Source organism: Exiguobacterium sp. s46 (assembly GCF_018618875.1).
In the GTDB taxonomy this organism is placed as follows: Bacteria; Bacillota; Bacilli; order Exiguobacteriales; family Exiguobacteriaceae; genus Exiguobacterium_A; species Exiguobacterium_A abrahamii.
On the sequence record NZ_JACSMY010000001.1, the window covers coordinates 1,763,637 to 1,789,414 of the forward strand.

Genomic DNA, 25,778 nt, shown 5'->3' on the forward strand with positions numbered 1-25,778 from the left:
GATGAGAGAGTAAGACGAATTATCCGATTGAACCTTCCATCTCGAACTTGATGAGACGGTTCATTTCGACCGCATATTCCATTGGAAGTTCTTTCGTGAACGGCTCGATGAAGCCCATGACGATCATTTCCGTTGCTTCCTCTTGTGAAATCCCGCGGCTCATGAGGTAGAACAATTGCTCTTCCGAGACCTTCGAGACTTTCGCTTCGTGCTCGAGCGAAATGTTATCGTTGAGGATTTCGTTGTACGGAATCGTATCCGACGTCGATTGGTTATCCATGATGAGCGTATCACATTCGATGTTCGAACGTGCACCTGTCGCTTTACGTCCAAAGTGAACGATACCGCGGTACGTGACTTTACCACCGTGTTTTGAGATCGACTTCGAGACGATCGTCGACGATGTGTTCGGTGCTAAGTGAATCATCTTCGCACCCGCATCTTGGTGTTGACCTTTACCAGCGATTGCGATTGACAATGTCATACCACGTGAACCTTCACCTTTGAGGATGACGGCTGGGTATTTCATCGTCAGTTTCGAACCGATGTTACCATCGACCCATTCCATCGTTGCGCCAGCTTCACAGATCGCACGCTTCGTAACGAGGTTGTAGACGTTGTTCGCCCAGTTTTGGATCGTCGTGTAACGGCAGTAAGCGTTTTTGTTGATGAAGATCTCAACGACCGCTGAGTGAAGCGAGTTCGTTGTGTAGACCGGTGCTGTACATCCTTCGACGTAGTGAACCGATGCTTCGTCATCAACGATGATCAACGTCCGCTCGAATTGACCCATGTTTTCCGAGTTGATGCGGAAGTAGGCTTGAAGCGGCGTGTCGACTTTAACCCCTTTTGGTACGTAGATGAACGATCCACCTGACCAGACAGCTGTGTTCAATGCTGCGAACTTGTTGTCTGTTGGCGGGATCAATTTTCCGAAGTACTCACGGAAGATATCTTCGTTCTCTTTTAAGGCTGTATCTGTATCTTTGAAGACGACACCGATTTCTTCGAGGTCTTCTTTCATGTTGTGGTAGACGACCTCTGACTCGTACTGAGCCGAGACACCTGCCAAGTATTTTTGCTCTGCTTCTGGGATACCGAGCTTGTCAAACGTACGTTTGATTTCTTCTGGTACTTCATCCCACGATTTCTCTGCCCGTTCAGACGGCTTGACGTAATACGTGATGTCGTCGAAGTTCAATTCTGAGAGATCGCCACCCCACGCTGGCATCGCTTGTTCGTTGAAGATCTTGAGTGATTTCAAACGGAAATCAAGCATCCATTGTGGTTCTTCCTTCATTTTCGAGATCGTTTCGACGACTTCAGTCGTCAAGCCGCGTCCAGAACGGAAGATCGAGATATCGCGATCGTGGAAACCATATTTATAATCGCCAATTTCCGGCATGTTCTTTGCCATGTTCATTTCCTCCTCTTACTTGCTTGTGACCGAAGTTTACTTCCCTTCTTCTACGCCGCGCTCGAGCGCCTTCCAGGCAAGTGTCGCACATTTGATCCGTGCCGGGAATTTCGTGACACCCGAGAGTGCCTCGACGTCCCCGAGGTCGAACGATTCGTCGTCATAGTCTTTTCCTTGGACCATGTCCGAAAAGATATCCGCGAGTCGTAAGGCTTCTTCGATAGTCTTACCTTTGACGAGTTGCGTCATCATTGAAGCAGACGCCATGCTGATCGAACAGCCCTCCCCGTCAAATTTCGCATCACGGACGACATCGTCTTCAATCGCGAGCTGGAGACGAATCGTATCGCCGCACGTCGGATTGTTCATGTCGATCGTGACGCCCCCCTCGATCGCACCGCGATTTCGGGGAGTTTTATAGTGATCCATGATCACTTGACGATACAAGTGATCGAGATTGTTAAAATCCATGACTGAAATACTCCTTCGTTTGGCGAAGTCCTGTCACGAGTGCGTCAACCTCTTCTTTCGTGTTGTAGAGATAGAAGCTAGCGCGAGCCGTCGAGCTCGCTCCGAGCCAACGCATCAGGGGCTGTGCACAGTGATGACCGGCGCGAACCGCGATTCCCTGCATATCCAGGACGGTTGCGACGTCATGTGCATGGACATCACCGAGATTGAACGTGACGAGCCCAACGCGTTCTTCCGGACCGTAAATCGTTAGTCCGTCGATGTCACGCATTTGTGCCATCGCGTACTGCGCGAGTTCACGTTCGTGTGCTTCGACGTTCTCTAAACCAATCTCTTCTAAGAAATCAATCGCTGCTGATAAACCAACGGCACCAGCGATGATTGGTGTACCCGCTTCGAAACGGTATGGCGATGGTTTGAACGTCGACTCTTCAAGACCAACGTAATCAATCATCTCGCCACCGAACTCGACCGGTTCCATCGCATTGAGTAATGCCTTTTTCCCGTAGAGGACACCAACGCCTGTTGGACCACACATCTTATGTGCAGAGAAGGCGAGGAAGTCACAGTCGAGATCCGTGACATTAATCCGTTGGTGCGGTGCACTTTGCGCAGCATCGACGACCATGACGGCACCACGAGCGTGCGCAAGACGAGCGACTTCTTTGATCGGATTGATTGTACCGAGAACGTTCGAGACGTGTGCCATCGCGACGATCTTCGTCCGGTCAGACAGTTGTGCTTCGACCGCTTCGACCGTCACGCGACCATCCGCTGTCAAATCAACGTATTTTAACTTCGCTTTTTTGCGTTTAGCGACTTGTTGCCACGGAATGAGATTCGCATGGTGTTCGAGGTACGTGACGACGATCTCGTCGCCTTCTTCGACATGCTCCATGCCGTAGCTAGACGCGACGATGTTGATCGCCGTCGTCGTGCCGCGGGTAAAGATAATTTCTTCATGGTGTTGCGCCTGGATGAAACGACGAACGTTCTCACGCGCACCTTCGTACGCATCCGTCGCTCGTGTTCCGAGCGTATGGACGCCACGGTGCACATTCGAATGAATCGTCTTATAGTAGTCGTCAATCGCATTGATGACGACGAGCGGCTTCTGCGAAGAGGCCGCACTATCGAGATAGACGAGTTTCCGGTCGTTGACCTGTTGGTCGAGGATCGGAAACTGATTGCGGATGGATGCATCGATTCCCATATTAGTTTACTTTCCCTTCGATGACTTGAACGAGACGTTCTTTCACCGAGTCAATCGCAAGTTCCGAGACGACTGGCTGGAGGAATCCGTGAACGACGAGGCGTTCTGCTTCCTTCCGTGAAAGGCCACGGCTCATCAAGTAGTAGAGTTGTAGTTCATCGACACGACCGACAGATGCCGCGTGTCCTGCCATGACGTCATCCTCATCGATCAAGAGGATTGGGTTCGCATCACCACGTGCCTTTTCAGACAACATGAGGACACGTTCCGTTTGAACGCCGTTTGATTTTGAAGCGCCGTGATGGATCATCGACGTTCCGTTGAAGATTGATGTTGCTGAATCTTTTTGGACACCGTGGATCAAGATGAAACCTTCTGATCCTTTACCGAAGTGGTCCGTCCGGACGTTGAAGTTTTGTTTTTGCTCCCCACGACCGACCGTAACGGCTTTCGTATCTGAGAACGAATCGTTTCCGACGAGGTGTGTTTTTGTTTCTGTAACCGTGTGACCGTCATTCATGTGACCGAGTGCCCATTCGAGCTTCGCGCCTTGTTTAACGACACCACGACGGTTCATATACGTGATGGCACCTTTCGATAACGTATCGACACCACCGAAGAGGACTTTTGCGTTGTCTTCAACGAAGACTTCTGTGACGACGTTGACGTTATGCGCTTCGTCACCGTAAGAGACGAAGTTTTCGATATACGTTAATTCGCTGTCGGCGTCTGCGACGATGATTGCGTGATGGTAAAGCGCTGCGCCTGATTGCTCAAGCGTGTAGATCGCTTGCATCGGTACAGAAAGCTTAACGCCTTTTGGTACATAAAGGAACGTACCGCCGTTACGAAGTGCTGCGTTTAATGCCGCAAGACGATCTTCGTTAACTTGAACACCTTCCGTCATGAAGTACTTCTCGACGAGTTCTGGGTGTTGTTTTAATGCGTCTTCGAGCGTCGTGAAGATGACGCCGTTCGCCGCTTCACTGTTTTGCGCGTGGACGAGTTGTCCGTTACGCGTGACGAGCATGTGATCACGGTTTTCGCCGATCAATGCTTCGATATCTGAAGAAAGACCAGTGACGGTTTCGAGTTCCGTCGTACCTTCTGTGAAGTTCCAGCCTTCGATCTTGATTTTTTCTACTTTTGGCAATGCGAGCGTTGGGGCAAGATCAAGCGCGTCTTGACGCTTTGCGACCATCCAAGATGGTTCCCCTAAGCGAGTCGCACGTTCTGCCACTGCCTCGCGATTTACTGCAAGATTCAGTTCTACAGTCATCATGCTTCCTCCCTCGTCTTACGCTTTTGTTTCGATTTCGACGTCTTCGATGCCGAGTTCTTTTTTAACCCAGTCATAACCTTCTGCTTCGAGACGGTGTGCGAGTTCTTTGCCACCAGACATGACGATTTTTCCGCCCATCATGATGTGGATGAAGTCTGGCTCGATATAGTTCAAGAGACGTTGGTAGTGCGTGATGATCAAGCAGCCGAATTCAGGTGAACGCATTTCGTTGACACCTTTTGCGACGACTTTCAATGCATCGATATCAAGACCTGAATCGATTTCATCAAGAATCGCGATCGCTGGTTTAAGCATCATCATCTGAAGAATTTCGTTACGTTTCTTTTCTCCACCTGAGAAACCTTCGTTGAGGTAACGGTGTGCCATTTCTGAAGGCATCTCGAGAAGACCCATTTGTGAATCAAGCTCACGGATGAACTTCATGAGTGAGATTTCATCGCCTTCTTCACGACGCGAGTTGATCGCTGAACGAAGGAAGTCTGAGTTCGTGACACCACTGATTTCGCTTGGGTACTGCATTGCGAGGAACATACCCGCTTGTGCGCGCTCATCGACTTCCATGTCGAGGACGTCTTCGCCGTCGAGTGTGACTGAACCAGATGTCACTTCGTACGATGGGTGACCCATCAATGCTGATGCGAGTGTTGATTTACCTGTCCCGTTTGGTCCCATGACCGCGTGGATTTCCCCGCCTTTGATTTCCAAGTTGACGCCTTTCAAGATTTCCTTGCCGTCGATCGCGACGTGTAGATCTTCAATCTTCAAGTGTGAAGCCTTCATGTTAGAATCCCTCCATCTATTCATTTCGTGACTGACGATTCAGAACACGAGCGTTACTAATTTAGTATCATTCTAATCTTAAAGAAACATCGCGTATTATTCAAGCGTCATCGCTCGTTGATTTTTCTCAAAATCATGCGTTTTGTTGAGAATCATTCGAAAGTTTCACCGGTTCCTCGAGTTCCTCGATCGTCGAAGCCCGATGAATCCGTTGTGACAGTAAGAGCAGTGGTATTCCGAATAATGTCAAGCCCGCTAATATCCCGAAAATCGGTAACGGACGGTCCGCTCCATATAAACTTAACAAATGCCCTCCGGCGATCGGACCGATTGATTGTCCGATCGACGTCAAGCCCATCGCCCCGAAATAACTGCCCCGTAATTCTGGTTTGGCAAACCGATCGGTCAAGATGTCGGTCATCGTGAACATCATGACTTCCCCGCACGTGAAGATGAACATCGCGACGATCATCAACCAGATCGCGTTCGCATTTCCCATGACGAACAATCCGATCGCAACAGTCGCAATCCCGGTCGTGATCGAGACGAGTGGTGACGTCTTGACACCAAACTTCATGATCGGATATTGAACGATCAAGACGGTGATCGCATTGATCGTGATTAAGATCGCATAGAGTGTCTTCCCGCCTTCAAGGAGTGACGTCTCCGTCAAGAACTGTGGCAAGGTCGAGTTGAACTGGCTGTAGCCGAAGACCCCGAAGATGATACCGGCGAGTGCCAGCGTAAAGGCGATATCCGTCCGCAACAGACGAACCGTTGCTCCGAACGAGACCTTTTTCCCACCATGCGTCTCGGTGATCGGATGGCGTTTGAATAAGATACCGATCATCACCCCGTACACGATATAGACGAACGCCGTGATGTAAAACGTCGCGGACGTGTTCCCCGCACTCAGCAGTAAAGCGATTCCCGGTCCGATCGCTGCTGCGATGTTGATCATCGCGTAACGGATATTGAAGACGAACAATCGGTTCGCTTCGTCCGTCGTATCACTGATCAAGGCACGGGCGGATGGTTCAAAAATCGAGCGACAGACACCGTTCAAGGCACTAAGCGTAAAGAACGCCCAGAACGTCTCGACTTGTGCTAGCGCGATGAAGACGATCGCGAATCCGATCGTTCCGGCAAGCATCATCGCCCGGCGACCATACCGATCCGACAAGGTACCACCGATGAAGCTCATGACGAGACTGGCGATCGCTGAGATACTGAGGACCCAGCCGACATCGACCGGATCAAACTTCAGGACGGTCGTCATGTAGATGGCGAAGAACGGCATCGTGATGAACGTTCCGAGACGCGAGAAAAACGTCCCGAACAAGACCCCGAGTGTCAACGGATGCAGTTGACGAATGCGTTGCATATGATTCCCCCTAACCCCTGTTTCAGACATATGAAAAGCATCCTTCCATTATATAGGAAGGATGCCGGCTTCGGTGAACTTATTTGCTGACTGGAACGACAGCACCTTTGTACTTGTCGAGGATCCAATCTTGATTTTTCTTTTCGTGCAGAACGTCAAGAAGTGCTGTAACACGCTTGTCTTTTTCATCGCCATCACGTGTAACGATGATGTTGACGTATGGTGAAGACTCATCTTCTGAAGCGATCGCGTCTTTCAATGGGTTCAGACCGTTATCGATCGCATAGTTCGTGTTGATGAGGACGGCGTCGCCTTCATTGTTTTTGTAAGCTTGCGGAAGAAGTGATGCTTCGATGTTCGTTTTGAACTTGAGTTTCTTCGGGTTCTCCGCGATATCACCGAGTTGTGCATCTGTCGTTTTACCGTCTTTGAGTTTGATCAATCCTTCGTTTTGAAGGAACGTCAAGACACGACCGCGTTCCGCGACGTTTGAGCTCGTCAGGATCGTTGCACCGTTTGGTAACTTATCGAGTGACTTGTATTTCTTCGAGTAGATACCGAGTGGTTCAACGTGAACGCCACCTGCGTTCGCGAACTTATATGATTTGTTTTCTTTCTCTTGTTGCTCAAGATACGGTACGTGCTGGAAGTAGTTCGCATCGATTTCTTTCGCTGCGAGTGCTTTATTCGGAAGTACGTAATCTTGGAACTTCTGGATTTCAAGCTTGTAACCTTTTGCTTCGTATTCTTTTTTAACGTGCTCAAGAATCTCAGCGTGCGGTACGTTTGATGCACCAACGACGAGTGTTTTGTCGTCGCTACCTGATCCTGATGATTTTTCGCCACATGCAGCAAGGCTGATTGCTAAAACGGATACAGCGGCAGTACCTACGAATTTTTTCCAAACTTTCATGAATGATTCCTCCAATATGATTAAGTTTTGAATTAACGTTTATCGATTGCTCGGATCAGCAAGTCACCAATGATTTGGATGACGAAGACGATCGCTAAGATTAAGAGTGTCGCAATGACGATGACATCGTTTTGAGAACGCTGGAATCCTTCGATGAAGGCCATGTCCCCAAGTCCACCTCCGCCGACTACTCCGGCCATTGCCGTATAACCGACAAGTGAGACGAGTGTGACCGTGATACCAGAAACGATGGCAGGCAACGCTTCCGGGATTAAGACTTTATAGATGATTTGAAACTTCGTCGCCCCCATCGATTCAGCTGCCTCGATGACACCTTTATCGACTTCGCGTAACGCGAGTTCAACCATCCGACCGTAAAATGGTGCAGCACCGAAAATCAGTGCCGGTAATGCTGCCGTTGGTCCGAGGAACGAACCGACGATCGCTGTCGTAAATGGAATCAATAAGATCAGTAAGATGATGAACGGAATCGAACGGAAGACGTTGACGATCAAGCTCAACACTGAATAGAACGCCCGATTCTTGAACAATAACTCTTCGTTTGTCGCATACAATAGTAAACCAATGATCAAACCGAGAACGAATGTCGAAACCCCAGCGATTGCCGTCATATAGACGGTACTGCCTGTCGCTTCCCACACCATGTCCCAATCTAGGTTGTCAAAGAATGAAATCATCGGTGATCCACCTCCACTTCAACATCACTGGCTTGAAGCTTCGTGATGACCGCTTGTGTTGCTTCTGTTTCCCCGATCAACTGAATGAACAGTGTACCGAGTGCCCATTCCTGTGATTGACCGACGTTTCCGCCGATGATGTTGAACAGGACCGGTGAATCCTTCATGACTTCCGCGAGGATCGGGCTTTCCGCTGTCGATCCGACGAACGTCAACTGAACGATTTTTCCGGTTGGGTACCGTTCGCGTAGTTTCGCGAACGTCAACTCGTTTTCCGAAGGCGACGTCAATTGTTTGACGAACTCCTTCGTCATCGCTTGCTTCGGATGACGGAAGACTTCTGCGACCGGTCCTTGCTCGACGATTTTACCGGCTTCCATGACGGCGACCCGGTGACAGATTTTTTGAATGACGTGCATCTCGTGTGTGATCAAGACGATCGTCAGTTTCAGTTTTTCATTGATGTCGACGAGTAACTCAAGGATTGAATCCGTCGTCTTCGGATCGAGTGCACTTGTTGCCTCGTCACATAAGAGAACGTCCGGGTTCGATGCCAGTGCCCGAGCGATACCGACACGTTGTTTTTGACCACCCGATAATTGTGACGGATAGGCTTTTTCGCGTCCGTCCAAACCAACGAGTTGGATCAGTTCCGCGACCCGTTCCTTGCGGTGTGCTTTCGGGAAGCCACCGAGCTCGAGTGGGAACATGATGTTCTCTTCAACCGTCCGTGACCATAGTAAGTTGAAGTGCTGAAAGACCATCGAGACATTCTTACGGACGCCTCGTAATTCTTTTGGTTTCAGTGATGTCATCTCAACACCATCGATTTGGATCGAACCACTCGTTGGTGCTTCGAGCATATTCAGTAATCGGATCAGGGTCGATTTCCCTGCTCCGGAATAACCGATTATTCCAAAAATTTCACCGCGCTCGATTGTCAGATCGACATTCGCGACGGCTTCGACCGCTCCGCGCTTTGAGCGATAAATCTTTCCTACGTCTTGTAAACGAATCACAACTGTCCCTCCTAAAATAAAAAAAGTGCGCGCGTTTTAGAGCAAACGCGCGCACTTTTCAGTACACAAAACCATTTGCTCTCATCTCCCAGACTTTTGTCTGCTGGAATTAGCACCACTTCGGATTAGATCCGCGGTTGCCGGGTTTCATCGGGCCAGTCCCTCCACCACTCTCGATAAGAGTTTCGGTATTAAGTTTGTAGAATATATTCTGAATATTAGCAGGGGTTATTTTTGTTGTCAAACAGTTTTTTCAGAAACTTTTTCGAGGAACGTGAAAGCACGTGTTAAGTCTTCTTTCAAATCTTCTGCGTCTTCAAGTCCAACTGAAATCCGAACGAGACCGTCCGTGATGCCGAGTTCTGCCCGACGTTCTGCTGGGATCGACGCGTGCGTCATCCGTGCCGGAACGGAAATCAGACTCTCGACGGCACCAAGACTTTCAGCAAGTGTGAAGAAGTGTGTCGCCTCGACGAGTTTTTCTGCGTTCGCTGCTGAACCGACATCAAAGCTGATCATCCCACCAAATCCAGTCGCTTGTTTCGCTTGGATGTCGTGACCAGGATGCGATGCAAGTCCCGGGTAGAAGATGTTTGAGACGATGTCTTGCGCTTGTAGGAACGCAACGAGATCATGTGCTGTCTCTTCGATCGCATCCATCCGGATACCGAGTGTACGAAGACCACGGACGAGCAAGAAGCTGTCTTGCGGTCCAAGTACGCCGCCTGTCGAGTTTTGGATGAAGTGCAGCTCTTCGCCGAGCGCATCATCTTTGACGACGACAAGTCCAGCGACGACGTCCGAGTGTCCGCCGATGTATTTTGTTGCACTGTGCAAGACGATGTCTGCACCGAGTGCGAGTGGTTGTTGATGATACGGTGTCGCGAACGTGTTGTCGACGACGAGTTTAAGATCGTGACGCTTGGCGATCGTTGCGATTGCTGCGATGTCCGTAACTTTCAACAAAGGGTTCGTCGGTGTTTCGACGTAGACGATCTTCGTGTTGTCTTGGATCGCTGCTTCCGTCGCCGCAAGGTCCGTCGTATCGACGAATGTCACTTCGATGTTGAACTTCGGTAAGACGCGTTGCATCAAGCGGAACGTACCACCGTAGACGTCATCCGTCATGACGATGTGGTCGCCAGACTCAAGCAAGTGGAAGACGGCATGGATCGCTGCCATCCCAGAACCGAACGCAAAACCACGTGCGCCACCTTCGAGATCCGCAATCAATCGTTCGATGCTCGTCCGTGTTGGGTTCGCTGTCCGTGAATATTCATATCCGTCCTTGAGTTGACCGATTTTATCCTGCTTGTATGTGCTTGTTTGATAGATCGGAGGTGTGACGGCTCCTGTTGCCCGGTCGACACCTGTTCCTCCATGAATCAATGCTGTCTTCTTACGCATGAGTTTCGTCCACCTTTTCAAAGATTTGTTGGCTCAAGTAGCGTTCGGCACTGTCTGCGAAGACGGTGACGATCGTACTGCCGGGGTGACGCTTTGCGATATCAAGCGCAGCAACGAGCGCTGCACCTGCTGAACTACCAACGAGTAATCCTTCGCGAGCAGCGAGTGTATGAACCGCGTCAAATGCATCGCGGTCAGAAATCGTATGAATCTCGTCGACGAGTTCACGCGGAACGAGACTTGGCCATTTTGCTGTTCCAATGCCTTCTGTCTTATGCGGACCGGCTGGACCACCATTTAAGACGGAGCCTTCCGGTTCGACGATTGCTGCTTTTGTACCGAGACGTTGTTTTAAGAAGTCCGCTGTTCCGGCGAACGTACCACCTGAACCACAACCGGCAACGAACCAGTCGATGTGCGGCAAGTCCGCAATCAGCTCAGGACCGAGTGTCCGCTGATACGTGACTGGGTTCTCTTCGTTTTCAAATTGTAACGGAACGTAACTGTTCGGAATTTCCTGACCGAGTTCTTTTGCCCGGTCGATAGCCCCTTGCATATCGAGTTCAGTCGGCGTGTTGACGACGGTTGCGCCGAGTGCCCGCATCAACGTCTGCTTTTCCTGACTGAATTTTTCCGGAACGACACAGATGACTTTGAGATCGTATTTTTTAGCGGCGAGCGCCAAGCCGATGCCGGTATTCCCGGCTGTCGGCTCGATGATCGTACCGCCTGGTGTCACATGTCCGTTTTCGATTGCTGCATCAACGAGTTGAATGCCAAGGCGGTCTTTGACGCTGCCCCCAGGGTTCATCCATTCGAGCTTCGCCAAAATGCGCGTACCAGCAGGCAAATCGAATGAAGTGATCTCGTAGAGTGGTGTGTTTCCGACGAGGTCGCGGACGTTGTTCGCGATCATCCGAAGACGATGTCCCATTCATCACGACCGGCAAGCATTTTCTCGGCATAGTGCTTCGCTCCTTTGAGGTCATGTGCGCTCGCAAATCCACATTGGACTTCGTTTTGCGCTGGAATCTCTTCTGCTGCGAGGACGTCTTTCAACGTCTTCTCAACGAGTTCGCTCATTTTTTCGACCGAGTCGAAGTTCATCATCGCCATGTAAAAACCTGTTTGGCATCCCATCGGCGAGACATCGATGACATCATCCGAGTAGTTGCGGATGTTTTCAGCAAGTAAGTGCTCGAGTGTATGCATCGCACGCATCGGCATTTGCTCAACGTTTGGTTGCGTGAAACGGATATCGTATTTGACGACTTGGTCGACTTTACCTTCTTTATAACCTGCGACGCGGATATAAGGTGCTTTGACTTTCGTATGATCCAGGTTAAAGCTTTCGACGTTCATTTTTTGAAGTGCCATGATTTATTCCCCCATTTTCTCGGCTTCTACGAGCCAGACGAAGTGATTGTATTGTATAAATTTAACAGTGAATCCCCGTGATGTAAACAATTCTTCCATGACTGGAATCAACGGGTAAAACTCGCGTTCGAGATCTTCCGCTAACGCATCAAACCCTTGAGCACGTGCTTCACGAATCGTTTGCAGGCGTGCCTCTTCTGAAACGAACATCGTATCCGCGTAGACGATTTTTCCGTCTGCCGGTAAATGTGATGCCATCAGTTCGATTGCTTCTCCCTTTTCCTCATCTGTTAAATGATGAAACGCATACGTCGAAACAAAACTGCTTACTTCCTTCGCTTCGAACGAGAGGAAGTGACCGTCCTGTACAGCAAGCGACGGAATCTTTTCCGTCAGGATTGCCCGCATCTCCGGACTTGGTTCGACGGCGAGTACGGCGTCGTGACGTGCCAGAAGACGTTGTGTCAGGTTCCCTGTGCCTGCTCCGAATTCAATGACCGGCGACTGCGCTTTATCCGCTACTGTATCCAAAATCTCATCGTATCGACGAAAAACCTCTTTATACTCCGGATCATGTCCGGTTACTGTCTCGTCATACGTTGATGCCCATTCTGTGAAAACATCCATAAAACGTACTGTCATGCCTTGTCGTCCTCCATCTCACCAGTTAATTCCGAGTAATCGGATATGAATTAAAGTAATTTTCCTTATTCGCATTGTAGCAAGGAGATTCTATCCTGGCAAGCGACCGGCTCGAAAAACTTCCAGAAAACAAAAAAAAGGCGTTGCCGGCGAACCGACAACACGAATAATGTGGTTAGAAATGCTACGAAGGAAAACCCAGCTCCATTCGGAATTGTTCGCTCTTCCGCGTGGAGGACGGCGCCTGTTCGACATGATCGCCAGCTTACGTTCACTTCCTGATCGGTCCTTTCGATCCACCACCCGTTCATTGCACCGCTTCGTCTTTGGGGGACGACTTAAGGGGAAACAATACACCGGCTTAGGATGGGAGAAAGGGTTCAGGACTTGAATCGTATTGAACGATCATCTCTGCTAGACTTCCTATAATGCATTTCTAGAAGTTGTTATGAATATACCATTCATATTTCTGCGTTGTCAACGGATTATTGTAAATATTCCGACAATTTAACAAAAAGAAAAATCCAGTCGGACTTTTCTTACCGTTCTTGACAGAAAGCAAAGACGTTTTGAACGGACTGGAAAGCATAAAGTCGCTCTACGACTTGATTTTCTTCAATTCGCAACAACGCAGGAACACTCATGACACGGGCTTCTTCTAAGAAATCTGGAATGAAATTCCCGTTCGCCTTCTGAATCGATTGACCTGATTCCGTCGCTTCAACGATATCGAGCATACGTTCCGCAATGGCGCATGTCCCGCACATCGGTGCATAGACATACAATAGCCCGTTTTCTGGGACGGTCGTGACCTCTTGCATGACGGTCGCTCCTTTCTTCGTGGTATCTGTCGTCAGTATACAAAAAAAAGTGAGCGGACGAAACGCAAGCGCCTCGTTCACTCTCTTTTCGTTAAGTATTACTCGTTGATCATCGATTTGTACGCCGCAGCGTCCATCAATGCCTCGACTTGTGAAGCATCTTCGATTTCGATGTCAACCATCCAAGCGCCTTCGAATGGTGACTCGTTGACGAGTTCTGGGGAATCCGAAAGGTTTTCGTTGATGGCAACGACTTTACCAGAGATCGGTGCGTATAACTCCGAGACTGTCTTGACCGACTCGACTGAACCGAATGGCTCGTTTGCTGAGATCGTATCTCCGACTTCAGGCAATTCGACGAAGACGATATCCCCGAGTTCGTGTTGCGCGAAATCCGTGATTCCGATGCGCGCCTTGTTTCCTGATACTTCGACCCATTCATGTTCTTCCGAATAGCGTAAGTTGTCTTTTACTTGACTCATTTCCGATTCCCCCTGTGGACTAATTTGGACTAACGTGTTCAGTATACCAAAATCGACTCTGAACTTAATACCATTTTCCTTGATACATTTCTTCCTTGAAGCCGATCGTGACGTCTTTCCCGTCTGTGACGATCGGACGCTTCAACAACATGCCGTCACTTGCGAGCAACTTGTATTGCTCGTCTTCCGATAGCTCTGGAAGTTTGTCCTTGATCCCTTGCGAACGGTATGATTGACCGCTCGTGTTGAAGAATTTCTTCAACGGCTCTCCACTCTTTTGATGAAGTTCCTGGATCGTCGTTGCAGATGGTGTCTCCTCGACGATGTGTTTGTAATCCACTTCGACACCGTGCTGTTCGAGTGCTTTTTTTGCTTTGACGCACGTACTACATTTCGGATAGCCGTACATCGTGACTGTTTTTGTCATGTTCCTCACCTCACCTTCAAGAGTAGCAGATGGATCACTTCTGCTTCAAGCGTGCGAGCGCCCCGTCGATCTGATCTTGATGATGGGCGTCATGGGCAACGAACGACTCGACGAATGTAAGTGGTCGGAAATCCTCATAGGTTGCTTCAAACTGCTCGTCAGACAAACGATCGAGGTGATTGACGATGTCACGCCGGACGCTGATCGCTTTTTTCAACAAAGCAAGCGGATCGATATGATGCGCATATTCGACCGCCAGTCGATTGAACTGATCAAAATCCGTCTCGACGAGCGTCAACGGTTCATCCGGTAACTTCGAGATGGCATGATCGTAATAAAACCGGTCCCATAAATACAGATGACTGACGCACTCAAGGACGGTCCACTTATTAAGTGCAAGCGGCAGATCCCATTCTTCCGGCGACAAACGTTCAAGGGATTGATAGTAGGCAATCGCAAATTGCAGTTCAACCAATTCTTGGCGCATCTCGTTTTCCTCCTCCAACCAAAAACTTCGCCTTTACAGAGATTTTCCCTGCAAAGGCGAAGCGGTAAACCTGACTTAGACCGTATATTTGTTTGACTCGATGAGACGTTTTGCGATGTCGCGTTTCGTACCGATGACGTTGATTGGCTGGTAACGGCTGAATTTTTTCAGCGCTGAGAGCAACATCCGGAGTTCGTCGCCGCTTGCTGCCGCGTAGAGTGTCTCTTTCGCGTCACGCTCGACAGCTTCGAACGCTTGTTGTGCGAAGACTTCCGTGTAACGGACTTTCAGTTCGCTCTTCTCGATGCCTTTGTCGGCAATCGCTTTGTCCGTCCGGACGATCGCTGACTCCAGCGCATAGATCGCACTCATGATGTCGGCTGTATTCGCTAAAATCTCTTGCTCGCCTTGGAGTTTGTCCTGGTATTTCTGGACCGCTGTTCCGGCAGTCAACAAGAAGATCTTCTTCATCATCGCGAGTAAGTGGCGTTCGCGATCAAGTGGTGCTGTTCCGATTTCTGTCGGCATGAAGCTCATCACTTCTTGTTGCAGACGCTGTGCTTCCGCAAGCAACGGCAACTCGCCTTTCATCGCTTTCTTCAGCAACGTTCCTGGAACGAGAAGACGGTTGATCTCGTTCGTTCCTTCGAAGATCCGGTTGATCCGTGAATCACGGTACATGTTCTCGACTTCATATTCTGCCATGAAGCCGTAACCACCGTGAATTTGAACCGCTTCATCGATGACGTAATCAAATGTTTCCGAAGCGAAGACTTTGTTCATCGAGCACTCGATCGCGTACTCCGCGATTGCATCGGCGATTTTCTTACCGTCCTTGCTTTCTTCTTCTGACAACTGATCGAGGCTGTCTTGGAACAGACCACCCGTCCGGTAGACCGAACTTTCCATCGCATACGTCTGTGCTGCCATCGTCGCGAGTTTTTCTTGAATCAATGGGAACGAGCTGATCGGTGTCTTGAACTGCTTACGTTCATTCGAGTACTGGACTGCGAGATCAATCGCCCGTTTCGATGAACCGACAGCACCAACAGCTAATTTATAACGACCGACGTTCAAGATATTGAAGGCGATGACGTGACCGCGTCCGATCTCACCAAGGACGTTATCGACTGGTACTTCTGCATCTTGTAAGATCAACGTCCGTGTCGATGATCCTTTGATTCCCATCTTCTGTTCTTCGACGCCTGTCGAGACGCCTGGATACGATCCTTCGACGAGGAAGGCTGTGAACTTGTCACCGTCGATTTTTGCGTAGACGACGAACAAGCTTGCAAAACCAGCGTTCGTGATCCATTGCTTTTCACCGTTCAAGATGTAGTGCGTACCAGCTTCGTTCAAGACAGCCGTCGTTTTGGCACCAAGAGCATCCGAACCAGAGCCTGGTTCCGTCAACGCGTACGAAGCGATCCACTCCCCTGAAGCGAGTTTCGGCAAGTATTTCTGCTTTTGCTCTTCGTTACCGAAGAAGACGATCGGCAACGAACCGATTCCGACGTGTGCACCGTAGCTGAGGGCGAATGAACGGCCACGTGCGAATTTTTCCGTAATGATTGAAGACGAAATCTTATCCATCTGATACCCGCCGTATGCTTCCGGAACGTCTGCGCCGAGTAGACCAAGCTCGCCTGCTTCGCGGAGTAGACCGACTGATAATTCGAACTCGTGTTTTTCGATCCGGTCAAGGACAGGAACGACACGATCTTCGACGAACTTCGCTGTCATGTCACCGACCATTTTGTGTTCTTCCGAGAAATCCTCTGGTGTGAAGAGACGTTCTGGTGCTAACTCATCTAATACGAAACTGCCACCTTTGATTAATTCGTTTGTCGTTTGGCTCATTGTCCTGTTCCTCCTTCAACTAGTTCGAATACGCCTGCTGCGCCCATTCCGCCACCGATACACATCGAGACGACACCATACTGGACATTCCGGCGTTTCATTTCATGCAAGAGCGTCAATGTGAGTTTCGTTCCTGTACAACCGAGTGGATGACCGAGGGCAATCGCTCCACCGTTGACGTTAACGATGTCTTCGTTTAATCCAAGTTCGCGGATGACACCGAGCGACTGCGAAGCGAACGCTTCGTTCAACTCGATCAATCCAACGTCCTCAAGCGTGATGCCTGCGAGTTCAAGTGCTTTCGGAATCGCGACGACCGGTCCGATGCCCATGACTTCCGGACGGACACCACCGACAGCAAACGACTTGAACTTGCCGAGAATCGGTAAGCCTTGGCGTTCTGCTTCTTCCCGTTCCATGACGAGGACAGCAGCGGCACCGTCTGACGTCTGCGAAGAGTTCCCTGCTGTGACGCTACCGCCGAGGCGGAACGCTGGGCGAAGTTTCGCAAGACCTTCAGGTGACGAATCCGGACGAACGCCTTCATCGTGCTCGACGACGAATGTCTTCTCTTCGATTTTCAGTTCATCATTGACGAATTGTTCCGTCACCGTTACCGGGACGATTTCGTCAGCAAACTTACCAGCTGCGATGGCTGCCGCTGCTTTTTGGTGACTCTTCAACGCAAACGCATCTTGATCTTCCCGTGAGACATTGTAGGTCGCAGCGACTTGCTCCGCTGTATGCCCCATGCTCATGTAGTATTCCGGTGCCGTGTCGACGATCGACGGATTAGGTCGGACGACGTGACCCGGCATCGGGACTTGGCTCATCGATTCAAGTCCACCAGCGACGACCGCAGTTGCTTGCCCCGTCATGATCTTCATTGCCGCGTCAGCGATCGATTGTAATCCACTTGAGCAATACCGGTTGATCGTGATCGCCGGTACTTCATGGGATAATCCACCGAGGACTGAAGCATAGCGAGCGATGTTCATCCCCTGCTCTGCTTCCGGTAAGGCACATCCGAGAATGACGTCATCGACCGCTCCCGTGTAGCCGGACCGTTTCAACGTTTCCTGGATGGCGATGCCTGCTAATTCATCCGAGCGCATCGATTTGAATGCGCCCTTTTTTGCTTTTCCGACCGGTGTCCGTGCACCGGCGACGATTACTGCTTCCTTCATCCGAATCCCCCCAGTCCTCAGTTACGAAGCGGCTTGCCTTTGACGAGCATGTGCTGCATCCGTTGTTGTGTCTTCATCTCACCGATCAGGCTCAAGAATGCTTCCCGTTCGATGTCGAGCATATATTGTTCATCGACGTGGCTACCGAAGGCGACGTTTCCACCGGCGATGACGTGTGCGAGTTTACTAGCGATTTTCAAATCGTGTTCCGAGATATAGCCGCCGTAGAACATTTCGCGTGTCGCGAGTTCAAGCGTCGCTTTCCCAGCACGACCGACGACTGGAATCTTCGCTTTTGCTGGTGCCGTGTAGCCGGTCCGGTCCAGTTCAAGGACGAGTTGTTTCGCATCATACGTCAAGTGATCCCGGTTCATCGAGACCTGATCAACGGAGCGGACATATCCGAGTTCGCGTGCTTCAAAGGCTGATTTTGAGACTTTAGCCATCGCTACGTTCTCGAACGTTTTTTGTGCTGCTTTCTCGATATTAACGAGTCCGTCTAGTGTGTTTTCTAACAGTCGACGGTACGTATTGACGTTTCCGCCGCCTCCTGGAATCAGACCGACACCGACTTCGACGAGACCCATGTACGTTTCAAGACCAACTTGCAGGCGAGCTGCCGGAAGCGAGATCTCTGTACCGCCACCAAGCGTCATCCCTTGTGGAGCAGCGACGATCGGACGTGATGCGTAACGAATCTTTTGAATCGATTGTTGGAACTTGTTGATGATCCAGTCGAGTTCGAACCAGTTCTCATCTTCCGCTTCCATCAGCATCATCGCTAGGTTTGCACCGACACAGAAGTTCTTGCCATCGTTCGCGATGACGAGACCACGGTGGTTTTTCTCAACTAAATCGACCGACTGTTCGATCATCTGCATGATGTCGACACCAATCGCATTGCTCTTCGAAGTGAACTCGAGGACTGCGACATCGTCGCCGATATCAAGCAAGCGTGCCCCGTTGTTCTCAAGGAGAACACCGTTTGACTTCCGGACGTCGCGGAGGCGGATTTCCTTCGGATTGACCGTTGCTCCGACGTAGTCTTGTGTCGTTGCGTCATAATGACGACCGGACGCATCATAGAAACTCGTCTTCCCTGCCGCGAGCATCTCATCGACCCATGCCGGTACTGCGTAACCGTCTTGTTTCATCTTCGCGACCGTTTTCTCGACGCCAAGTGCGTCCCATGTCTCGAACGGTCCCATCTTCCAGCCGAAGCCCCATTTCATTGCTTCGTCGATTGCTTTGATGTCGTCTGCGATCTCACCAGTCAGCTGAGCCGAGTAGAGCAATGTTTTCGCGTGGATTGGCCAGAGTAGCGCGCCGACACGATCTTGTGCGAAGACGACGGCTTTCAGTTTGTTTTTTGCGCCCGGAAGTGCTTTAGCTTGTCCAATCGACGGTTCAGTAAGCGCTTTCTTTTCAACGTACTCGAATGTTTCGAGATCGAGTTCAAGGATCTGTTTTCCGACTTTCTTGTAGAACCCTTGACCCGTCTTCGCACCAAGCGCTCCTTGTTCGACAAGGCGACGCATCTCAGCCGGAACCGCAAACGTCTCTTTCTCTTCGCCTTCTGGCAACAAGTCATAGACGTTGTTTGCGACATGGACGAACGTGTCGATGCCGACGACGTCGAGTGTCCGGAACGTCGCTGACCCTGGGCGACCAAGCAGTGGACCTGTGACGGAATCGACCTCCCCGATCGAATAGCCACCTTTTTTCATCTCATCCATCGTCACGAGGAGACCGTATGTCCCGATCCGGTTGCCGATGAAGTTCGGTGTGTCCTTCGCAATGACGACACCTTTCCCGAGTCGCTCTTCTGCGAATTGTTTCATGAAGTCGACGACACGTGGATCCGTGTCTGACGTCGGAATCAACTCGAGTAACTTCAGATAACGTGGTGGGTTAAAGAAGTGTGTCCCGAGGAAACGACGATTGAACGATTCCGAGCGTCCCTCGCGCATCGCTTCGATCGAGATGCCTGATGTGTTTGAGCTGACGATCGCGTCTTCCCGAATGAACGGTTCGATTGTTTTAAACAATTGCTGTTTGACGTCGAGTCGTTCGACGACGACTTCAACGATCCAGTCTGCTTCTTTCAGACGCTCTAAGTCGTCTTCTAAGTTTCCGACCTCGATGAAGTCGATCAATTTCTTAGACGCGAGTGGTGCTGGGTTTTGTTTCAAGAGCTTTTCGCGGTTATCGCGCGCGATGCGGGAGCGGACGCGCGGATCACTCAGCGTCAAACCCTGCTTCTCTTCTTGTGCCGTAAGTTCTTTTGGTACGATATCAAGCATCAATGTCCGTATGCCAGCATTCGCAAGATGTGCCGCGATGCCTGCACCCATCACCCCTGAACCGATGATGACGGCGAATTGGATGTGTTTCGTCAACTGGATTGTGGTCGGCTGACCGATTTGACTCGCCATGATATACCCCCTGAGTTTAAATTGAATGAACAACCATTCATTATACTGACAAAAAAAGAAGCCAATCGGTTTTCGTTTGCTTCTTCTACATCTTCATCATAAATGAATAATGATTCAGTAGCAATAAAAAATCAGTCAATGGACAAATTTTCCTGTTAGACTGATAAAAAGGAGTGGTTGAAAATGAGTCAAACCGAGCATGTATGGAATCAAAAAGCCGCTGACTGGGCGGATCGTGCTGACGATATGTGGACGAACGGCAGCCGAAAAACGATTTTACCCTTCTTACGAAAAACGATCACCGGTGGTCGTTTGCTTGATCTCGGTTGCGGTGACGGGGCAGCCTGTCGCTTACTGACACCGGACTTTCAGACAGTCGGACTTGATGTCTCAGACGAGATGATCCGAATCGCCCGTGAGAAGTCACCCGAGCAGACGTTCATCGTCGGTACGGGGGAAGCATTGCCGTTCGCTGATCATGCGTTTGATGTCGTCCTCGCTGTCAACTCACTCGAATGGTCGACACGTCCCGTTCAAGTGCTGCAAGAAATCGAACGCGTCGCCCCGCTTGTCGTCATCAGTCTACTCGGTCCGACAGCCGCACCACGGCAACTTGCTTACCGTCGTCTCTACGGTGAGGAAGTTGCGATGGGGAATACGATGATGCCGTGGGAACTGCTGCAACTAGCGAAAGAACGGGGCTGGACGTTACTCGATGAAGCGGTCATCCAAAAAGAAGGAGCCGTCATGACGGGGCACCGGTTACTTGATCAAGCCCATGCTTTCTCGTGTTTGTTTGCTTTTCAGACGACGACTGTGAGGGAAAGATAAATATGTCACACAGTACCTTTTATACGTCTATATTAATAGCTTTATGTATTGTTTTATTATTTTACATTGATGCTCTCGATGTTCTAGAAAGATGGCAATTCTTCCTACTCTTTATTGGTCTCTTATTCTGTATACAGGCATTGGGGGACCGTTTATTTCGACGTTATCGGGAGAAACGTTTCCAACCACAAACTACTGTCTTCTTAATGATTGGTTTATTTGCTGGGATGGTGTTTCTAGGTAATATCATTTGGCCATGATGCGAAATGATCGATGTAACGCACTATTCACCTCACTGTCTTCTCACCCGCTTTCCCCAGGCGAGACACAAGCCAGTCTTCCTCATCCCTCGGATGACTAATCCGGGTCTTGTTTGTCTCTGACAGCGCGATAAAACGTCGCGCTTTTTCCTGTAGGAGTCGGGTGAAGACATGTGAGGTAGCTTAGATATAGTAAACGGTCTCTCACTAGAAGTTAAGAGACCGTTTTTAGTTGATTTCATTCAATTTGAGACTGCAAATCACATTGTCTTCATCACACCGGTAACGGTAATGATAAGTGTGAATCAAGATCGTCTACTTACTAAAATTCGTTTAGTATTTTAAGAAGTACTTTTTACAGATTCAATCTTCTAAATCATATTTCAAACTAGAAAATGAACGACTTACCTCAAAATTGAAATCAATAAGAGTATTTAAATCGTATTTCTTTTGCTGATACATCTCTTTCATGAATTGCAAGAAAATGTAGCGACACGTATATAAATCGTCTCCAGTGTCTTCTCTCATCGAAGCATAATCAATTTCTTCACCTAGCGAATCATACACAATCGTTTCAAACTCTAAATTCGTATGCCACATAAAATCTAAAAATCCTTGTAGGACTGCCTTTTTATAAATATCTAGTGGAAAAGTAGCCAAGATTTGATTTTTATAATAAAACTCTACTACTTTTTTTTGATAGAAAAATCGAATGATAAAGTTAGAAGAAATTTCCTCGCTCTCATATTGTAAAGACCAGTTTGATTTTTCAATGTCATATAGTTCACTTGTCGATACACTTTTTATTAAAGAGTGCCAAAACATGTATAGCTCACTTACATGTGCATTAAAAGGGAGCTGTTCATCATTTATATAAAAAACAACTTTTCCAGAAGGATACCCGTCAGCTCGACCAAATGCATAATTAAATACATCGTTATCTTTTAAATCGGTCATCTTTATGAACCCTGGGTATTCTTGATTAATATCTAGTTCTTTTTTTTCAGGAGGAATTTTAATGAAACTCTTAACTTCCAAATGCATAATAAAATCGTCCTTTCATTTATGAGCATACTTCCTACCTGAGGACAGCGAAGAATTCGAAGACGTCCAATATACTCTATGTCTTTATCATCCATGCGTTCGCTGATGTATCTGTCGCAAACACTCTTCAATCAAGACAAGACTCGATTGTCCTTCCCATTTCAATCGGAAATAGAGTGTCTGCAACATCTGTTTGACGTTACGATACGTCGTCCACTCCGCATCCCCCCATGTCACGTCACTCTCAAGCCACTCCTTAATATTACGTTCGATTCGTTGCAATAGGAGGCCTTCCGACAGTCCATGGTGACAAGCTTGCAACCATGCCGTCACCATCCGGTCCGCTTCTTCATCGATATAGAGATAATCGGACCGTGTCAACTGACGAATCATCGCATCAATCGCTCCGAGTTCCTCCTGCGGACGACTCGCTGTATGCGTAAACCAAACCGCATAGACATCGGCGATATGTGCCATGCTGTGTGCCCACCCCAATCCGTCAATGAATCCACGGACATCCTTTTCTTGCTCCAAATAGGTTTGTAAGTAAGTGGACAGCCGATCCAACTGACTTTGCGTCAATAAGTGTCGGGTTTTGTCCATCACTAACAATTCAGCGAGTACTAATGCTGAAAATGATCGCGTCAGGACAGCTGTTGTGTCCGCTGTTCCCATTCTATACATCAATCCATGCCCGCTTAAAATAAAATCGAAAATTCGATTGGTGTCTTCTATCGTAAATGACTCTGATGCGATGTAGGTCGCTAACTGCGGATAGATCAATCCATCTCGTAACTCAGAATCTGTCGAACCGATATGTAGAAGTAACTCATCGAGTAATGCAGGCATTACACGCGCGTCTTGTTGTAGCAGTTCCTTTAACTCTTGTTCTGTTCGCACTATTCTGTCCTCTCCTCTCTGAATCAAAAAAAGACGATGCAACGTTGCATCGCCTTCTCTTCTTATCCTTTGACCATTCCTTTGAGAACGAAGGCAACGTTTGCCGGTCGTTCTGCTAAGCGGCGCATGAAGTAACCGTACCAGTCACGGCCATAAGGAACGTAGACACGGACTTTATAGCCTTGTTTGACGAGTTCGAGTTGACGCTCGACCCGGATGCCGAATAACATCTGGAATTCGAACTGGTCTTTTTCGATTCCGTTTTCTTTAGCGTGACGGATGACTTGCTCGATCATCGCATCGTCATGCGTTGCGACGGCAGCATAGTTTCCGAGTGATAATTGTAACTTCACGAGCTTGATGTAGTTATGATCAACGTCTTCTTTCTCTGGGAACGCCACCGTTGCCGGCTCTTTGTAAGCCCCTTTGACAATCCGGAGATTCGTCTCGAAGCGTCCGACACGTTTGATGTCATCTTCCGACCGGTAGAGGTATGACTGGATGACTGTTCCGATGTTATCGAAAGATTGGCGCAATTCTTCAAACAATTGAATCGTCTTTTCACAACGTGGCTCATCTTCCATGTCGATCGTGACGAAGACACCGAGTTCTTTCGCCCGTGTTAAGATCCGTTCCATGTTCGAGCGAATCAAGTCGTCCGAGATATCGAGTCCGAGTGATGTCAGTTTCAACGAGAGTTGCGAGTCTAATTTTTCTTCCGCAATCATCTCAACCGCACGAATACATTCTTGTGTCATCATCTCTGCTTCCGCTACCGTCGAGATGAACTCCCCTAAATGGTCCATCGTGACGCATAATCCTTTTGCGTTCAATTCCTGGATCGCCCGTTTTGATGCTTCCAATGAATCCCCTGCCACGAAGCGACTTGCTCCGAATTTAAGCCCGTATCGCTTGGCGAGACCGTTCAATGTCTTGTTTTGCGATAAGAAGATAAAACCATCCCGTAGTACTTTTTCCATCACTCATGATTCCCCCTAAATAAATGCTAGGCTGTTTTACCGTATCGGTTCACATCTCTGCCTTTATATTATGACATAAAGCGCTTACATACGCTCTTTCTTTTGTTTATTTTTGAGAATCTGTTGTGCGACAAGTCCCACGGCAAAGAATAAGACATACAGACCGATCGCGAGGAAGAACTGCCACGAGAACGGATCACGAAGGCTTGAGCCGATATTGTTGTAAACGAACGCACCGGGAATGATCCCGATATAGTTCGCGATGGCGAACTGTTTAAAGCGGATTTTTGATAATCCGGACGCGTAGCTGATCGCGTCAAACGGAAATAGCGGAATCAACCGGACGATCAAGACGACGAGAAAGCCGTTCGTTGCAATCCGTTCGTCGAGTACGTTCAGCTTCCCTTTCCCGATCAACTTCTCAACTCCACGGCGACCGAGCAACCGGGCGATCCAAAAGCTGAGTAATCCACCCGTACCGGCACCAATAACATCAAGTAATGTCCCGAGCCACGGACCGTACGTATAGCCGCCAAAGACGGTCAAAAGACTCGCCGGAAAAAAGACGAGTGGTCGAATCGTGTAAGCGAGTACGTAAAGCAACATCCCGGTGAGACCTTGATCCCGTACCCAATCCGATAATGCTTGAATGTCGAATTGCTCCAACATTCCCGACATCCGGAAATACAGGAGCAATCCAAGTCCAAACATAAAATACAGCGTGATCGGGAGCCAGTCCCGGAGCCGTAGTTTCTTCATGACATCGTCGCTGGAGCAACGTAATAGAAAATCGACAGGAAGATCAACACACTACCAGCAAGGACGAACAGATGCCAAATCGCGTGGTTATACGGCAAGCGTGCCCAGACGTAAAAGATGACGCCGAGGGAGTACGCAAGTCCACCACCGAGGAGCAGTAAGAATCCTTGTAATCCAAGTGCTTCATAGATCGGCTTGATCGCAAACAGACAACACCAGCCGAGAATCAGATAAGATGCATTTGAAATCCAAACATACTTACCTGTCGAATAGAGCTTCCAGATGATGCCGAGCGTTCCGACACCCCAGACGATTCCAAGCAACGTCCAGCCGAGCGGACCACGGAGCGTGATCAAGGCGAACGGTGTATAACTACCAGCAATCAAGAGATAGATGCCAGCATGATCTAAAATTTGTAGAACCTTGTTTGCTTTCGTATGCATCAGCGAATGCATCAAGGTCGAGAACAGATAAAGGAGAATCATCGTTGCCCCGAAGATACTGACAGCAGTGACGTTCCAAGCGCTACCGGACTTCGTCGCCTGCAGGATCAACATCACGAGCGCGACGATACTGAAAATGACACCCAATCCGTGTGTAATGGCACTGGCGATCTCCTCTTTTAAGGAGTCACCTTTTGCGAGTAGCTCTTCGATCGTTTCTTTCGATTGTTGCTTGATC

Annotated in this window: 26 protein-coding genes and 1 riboswitch; of the genes, 1 reads left to right on the forward strand and 25 read right to left on the reverse strand. The window is 49.0% G+C overall.

Annotation, left to right across the window (positions count from 1 at the left end; all coding sequences use genetic code 11):
• Positions 1-19: 19 nt before the first annotated feature.
• The 20 genes from sufB to KNQ08_RS09310 all read right to left on the reverse strand — a co-directional run bounded on the left by sufB (position 20) and on the right by KNQ08_RS09310 (position 20,323).
• A complete protein-coding gene (gene sufB, locus KNQ08_RS09215; RefSeq protein WP_023469154.1) occupies positions 20-1,417 on the reverse strand; it encodes a Fe-S cluster assembly protein SufB in 1,398 nt (465 codons plus the stop codon).
• Between the two features lie 36 nt (positions 1,418-1,453).
• Positions 1,454-1,888 carry a Fe-S cluster assembly sulfur transfer protein SufU gene (gene sufU, locus KNQ08_RS09220; protein ID WP_023469155.1) on the reverse strand — a complete coding sequence of 145 codons (435 nt, stop codon included), beginning with the start codon at positions 1,886-1,888 and terminating at the stop codon, positions 1,454-1,456.
• Entirely contained in the window at positions 1,878-3,101 is a 1,224-nt protein-coding gene (locus KNQ08_RS09225) for a cysteine desulfurase (RefSeq protein WP_035396382.1), read from the reverse strand. The genes sufU and KNQ08_RS09225 overlap by 11 nt, the downstream gene beginning before the upstream one ends.
• Position 3,102: 1 nt before the next feature.
• Positions 3,103-4,380, reverse strand: a complete 1,278-nt coding sequence (gene sufD / locus KNQ08_RS09230; protein WP_047393415.1) for a Fe-S cluster assembly protein SufD — start codon at positions 4,378-4,380, stop codon at positions 3,103-3,105.
• 18 nt (positions 4,381-4,398) lie between these two features.
• The gene (gene sufC, locus KNQ08_RS09235) at positions 4,399-5,184 is read right to left on the reverse strand and encodes a Fe-S cluster assembly ATPase SufC (RefSeq protein ID WP_023469158.1); all 786 of its coding nucleotides are present in this window, start codon (positions 5,182-5,184) and stop codon (positions 4,399-4,401) included.
• A 133-nt stretch (positions 5,185-5,317) separates the two neighbouring features.
• Positions 5,318-6,568 (reverse strand): MDR family MFS transporter, encoded by a 1,251-nt coding sequence (locus tag KNQ08_RS09240; RefSeq protein WP_214805330.1) that lies wholly within the window; start codon positions 6,566-6,568, stop codon positions 5,318-5,320.
• Between the two features lie 79 nt (positions 6,569-6,647).
• Positions 6,648-7,481 carry a MetQ/NlpA family ABC transporter substrate-binding protein gene (locus tag KNQ08_RS09245; RefSeq protein ID WP_149427755.1) on the reverse strand — a complete coding sequence of 278 codons (834 nt, stop codon included), beginning with the start codon at positions 7,479-7,481 and terminating at the stop codon, positions 6,648-6,650.
• 32 nt (positions 7,482-7,513) lie between these two features.
• Complete coding sequence (locus KNQ08_RS09250) at positions 7,514-8,179, reverse strand: methionine ABC transporter permease (RefSeq protein ID WP_064299452.1); 666 nt, start codon at positions 8,177-8,179, stop codon at positions 7,514-7,516.
• Positions 8,176-9,198: a methionine ABC transporter ATP-binding protein gene (locus tag KNQ08_RS09255; RefSeq protein WP_214805332.1), complete on the reverse strand. Its 1,023-nt coding sequence runs from the start codon at positions 9,196-9,198 to the stop codon at positions 8,176-8,178. Before KNQ08_RS09255 ends, KNQ08_RS09250 begins: the two co-directional genes overlap by 4 nt.
• Before the next feature lie 78 nt (positions 9,199-9,276).
• A riboswitch (SAM riboswitch) is annotated at positions 9,277-9,381 on the reverse strand.
• A 57-nt stretch (positions 9,382-9,438) separates the two neighbouring features.
• Positions 9,439-10,605, reverse strand: coding sequence for a bifunctional cystathionine gamma-lyase/homocysteine desulfhydrase (locus tag KNQ08_RS09260; RefSeq protein ID WP_149427756.1), 1,167 nt, complete (start codon positions 10,603-10,605; stop codon positions 9,439-9,441).
• Positions 10,598-11,521, reverse strand: coding sequence for a PLP-dependent cysteine synthase family protein (locus KNQ08_RS09265; protein ID WP_149428156.1), 924 nt, complete (start codon positions 11,519-11,521; stop codon positions 10,598-10,600). The genes KNQ08_RS09260 and KNQ08_RS09265 overlap by 8 nt, the downstream gene beginning before the upstream one ends.
• Positions 11,518-11,982, reverse strand: coding sequence for an S-ribosylhomocysteine lyase (locus tag KNQ08_RS09270; RefSeq protein ID WP_023469165.1), 465 nt, complete (start codon positions 11,980-11,982; stop codon positions 11,518-11,520). The genes KNQ08_RS09265 and KNQ08_RS09270 overlap by 4 nt, the downstream gene beginning before the upstream one ends.
• A gap of 3 nt (positions 11,983-11,985) precedes the next feature.
• Entirely contained in the window at positions 11,986-12,624 is a 639-nt protein-coding gene (locus KNQ08_RS09275) for a class I SAM-dependent methyltransferase (protein WP_214805334.1), read from the reverse strand.
• 539 nt (positions 12,625-13,163) lie between these two features.
• Positions 13,164-13,445, reverse strand: a complete 282-nt coding sequence (locus KNQ08_RS09280) for a thioredoxin family protein (protein WP_023469167.1) — start codon at positions 13,443-13,445, stop codon at positions 13,164-13,166.
• 98 nt (positions 13,446-13,543) lie between these two features.
• Positions 13,544-13,927, reverse strand: a complete 384-nt coding sequence (gene gcvH / locus KNQ08_RS09285; protein WP_029342437.1) for a glycine cleavage system protein GcvH — start codon at positions 13,925-13,927, stop codon at positions 13,544-13,546.
• A 64-nt stretch (positions 13,928-13,991) separates the two neighbouring features.
• Positions 13,992-14,354, reverse strand: coding sequence for an arsenate reductase family protein (locus tag KNQ08_RS09290; protein WP_023469169.1), 363 nt, complete (start codon positions 14,352-14,354; stop codon positions 13,992-13,994).
• Positions 14,355-14,388: 34 nt separating this feature from the next.
• On the reverse strand, positions 14,389-14,841 hold the full coding sequence (locus KNQ08_RS09295) for a DinB family protein (RefSeq protein ID WP_149427758.1): 453 nt from the start codon (positions 14,839-14,841) through the stop codon (positions 14,389-14,391).
• Positions 14,842-14,916: 75 nt separating this feature from the next.
• Complete coding sequence (locus tag KNQ08_RS09300; RefSeq protein WP_035396370.1) at positions 14,917-16,701, reverse strand: acyl-CoA dehydrogenase family protein; 1,785 nt, start codon at positions 16,699-16,701, stop codon at positions 14,917-14,919.
• Entirely contained in the window at positions 16,698-17,888 is a 1,191-nt protein-coding gene (locus KNQ08_RS09305) for an acetyl-CoA C-acetyltransferase (RefSeq protein ID WP_047393392.1), read from the reverse strand. Before KNQ08_RS09305 ends, KNQ08_RS09300 begins: the two co-directional genes overlap by 4 nt.
• Positions 17,889-17,905: 17 nt before the next feature.
• Positions 17,906-20,323, reverse strand: a complete 2,418-nt coding sequence (locus tag KNQ08_RS09310) for a 3-hydroxyacyl-CoA dehydrogenase/enoyl-CoA hydratase family protein (RefSeq protein WP_214805336.1) — start codon at positions 20,321-20,323, stop codon at positions 17,906-17,908.
• A 183-nt stretch (positions 20,324-20,506) separates the two neighbouring features.
• Between KNQ08_RS09310 and KNQ08_RS09315 the strand changes: the two genes are divergently transcribed.
• On the forward strand, positions 20,507-21,154 hold the full coding sequence (locus tag KNQ08_RS09315) for a class I SAM-dependent methyltransferase (protein ID WP_214805338.1): 648 nt from the start codon (positions 20,507-20,509) through the stop codon (positions 21,152-21,154).
• Between the two features lie 623 nt (positions 21,155-21,777).
• Here the strand turns inward: KNQ08_RS09315 and KNQ08_RS09320 are convergent.
• The 5 genes from KNQ08_RS09320 to trhA form a co-directional block, all read right to left on the reverse strand.
• Positions 21,778-22,458 carry a hypothetical protein gene (locus KNQ08_RS09320; protein WP_214805340.1) on the reverse strand — a complete coding sequence of 227 codons (681 nt, stop codon included), beginning with the start codon at positions 22,456-22,458 and terminating at the stop codon, positions 21,778-21,780.
• Between the two features lie 87 nt (positions 22,459-22,545).
• On the reverse strand, positions 22,546-23,358 hold the full coding sequence (locus tag KNQ08_RS09325) for a DUF2785 domain-containing protein (protein ID WP_214805342.1): 813 nt from the start codon (positions 23,356-23,358) through the stop codon (positions 22,546-22,548).
• A 62-nt stretch (positions 23,359-23,420) separates the two neighbouring features.
• Positions 23,421-24,338: a proline dehydrogenase family protein gene (locus tag KNQ08_RS09330; protein WP_023469178.1), complete on the reverse strand. Its 918-nt coding sequence runs from the start codon at positions 24,336-24,338 to the stop codon at positions 23,421-23,423.
• A gap of 84 nt (positions 24,339-24,422) precedes the next feature.
• Positions 24,423-25,097, reverse strand: a complete 675-nt coding sequence (locus KNQ08_RS09335) for a TVP38/TMEM64 family protein (protein ID WP_214805344.1) — start codon at positions 25,095-25,097, stop codon at positions 24,423-24,425.
• The gene (gene trhA / locus KNQ08_RS09340) at positions 25,094-25,753 is read right to left on the reverse strand and encodes a PAQR family membrane homeostasis protein TrhA (RefSeq protein WP_035396436.1); all 660 of its coding nucleotides are present in this window, start codon (positions 25,751-25,753) and stop codon (positions 25,094-25,096) included. The genes KNQ08_RS09335 and trhA overlap by 4 nt, the downstream gene beginning before the upstream one ends.
• Positions 25,754-25,778 lie beyond the last annotated feature (25 nt).

Bases quoted from the DNA above. Each gene is read 5' to 3' on its own strand.
- KNQ08_RS09290 (WP_023469169.1), bottom strand. From the start codon at position 14,354: ATGACAAAAACAGTCACGATGTACGGCTATCCGAAATGTAGTACGTGC.
- KNQ08_RS09320 (WP_214805340.1), bottom strand. From the start codon at position 22,458: ATGCATTTGGAAGTTAAGAGTTTCATTAAAATTCCTCCTGAAAAAAAA.
- KNQ08_RS09300 (WP_035396370.1), bottom strand. From the start codon at position 16,701: ATGAGCCAAACGACAAACGAATTAATCAAAGGTGGCAGTTTCGTATTA.
- KNQ08_RS09330 (WP_023469178.1), bottom strand. From the start codon at position 24,338: ATGGAAAAAGTACTACGGGATGGTTTTATCTTCTTATCGCAAAACAAG.
- sufU (WP_023469155.1), bottom strand. From the start codon at position 1,888: ATGGATTTTAACAATCTCGATCACTTGTATCGTCAAGTGATCATGGAT.
- KNQ08_RS09275 (WP_214805334.1), bottom strand. From the start codon at position 12,624: ATGACAGTACGTTTTATGGATGTTTTCACAGAATGGGCATCAACGTAT.
- sufC (WP_023469158.1), bottom strand. From the start codon at position 5,184: ATGAAGGCTTCACACTTGAAGATTGAAGATCTACACGTCGCGATCGAC.
- KNQ08_RS09240 (WP_214805330.1), bottom strand. From the start codon at position 6,568: ATGCAACGCATTCGTCAACTGCATCCGTTGACACTCGGGGTCTTGTTC.
- KNQ08_RS09310 (WP_214805336.1), bottom strand. From the start codon at position 20,323: ATGGCGAGTCAAATCGGTCAGCCGACCACAATCCAGTTGACGAAACAC.
- KNQ08_RS09305 (WP_047393392.1), bottom strand. From the start codon at position 17,888: ATGAAGGAAGCAGTAATCGTCGCCGGTGCACGGACACCGGTCGGAAAA.
- KNQ08_RS09295 (WP_149427758.1), bottom strand. From the start codon at position 14,841: ATGCGCCAAGAATTGGTTGAACTGCAATTTGCGATTGCCTACTATCAA.
- gcvH (WP_029342437.1), bottom strand. From the start codon at position 13,927: ATGAGTCAAGTAAAAGACAACTTACGCTATTCGGAAGAACATGAATGG.
- KNQ08_RS09265 (WP_149428156.1), bottom strand. From the start codon at position 11,521: ATGATCGCGAACAACGTCCGCGACCTCGTCGGAAACACACCACTCTAC.
- KNQ08_RS09280 (WP_023469167.1), bottom strand. From the start codon at position 13,445: ATGCAAGAGGTCACGACCGTCCCAGAAAACGGGCTATTGTATGTCTAT.
- KNQ08_RS09270 (WP_023469165.1), bottom strand. From the start codon at position 11,982: ATGGCACTTCAAAAAATGAACGTCGAAAGCTTTAACCTGGATCATACG.
- KNQ08_RS09245 (WP_149427755.1), bottom strand. From the start codon at position 7,481: ATGAAAGTTTGGAAAAAATTCGTAGGTACTGCCGCTGTATCCGTTTTA.
- sufB (WP_023469154.1), bottom strand. From the start codon at position 1,417: ATGGCAAAGAACATGCCGGAAATTGGCGATTATAAATATGGTTTCCAC.
- KNQ08_RS09250 (WP_064299452.1), bottom strand. From the start codon at position 8,179: ATGATTTCATTCTTTGACAACCTAGATTGGGACATGGTGTGGGAAGCG.
- sufD (WP_047393415.1), bottom strand. From the start codon at position 4,380: ATGACTGTAGAACTGAATCTTGCAGTAAATCGCGAGGCAGTGGCAGAA.
- KNQ08_RS09315 (WP_214805338.1), top strand. From the start codon at position 20,507: ATGAGTCAAACCGAGCATGTATGGAATCAAAAAGCCGCTGACTGGGCG.
- KNQ08_RS09260 (WP_149427756.1), bottom strand. From the start codon at position 10,605: ATGCGTAAGAAGACAGCATTGATTCATGGAGGAACAGGTGTCGACCGG.
- KNQ08_RS09225 (WP_035396382.1), bottom strand. From the start codon at position 3,101: ATGGGAATCGATGCATCCATCCGCAATCAGTTTCCGATCCTCGACCAA.
- KNQ08_RS09335 (WP_214805344.1), bottom strand. From the start codon at position 25,097: ATGAAGAAACTACGGCTCCGGGACTGGCTCCCGATCACGCTGTATTTT.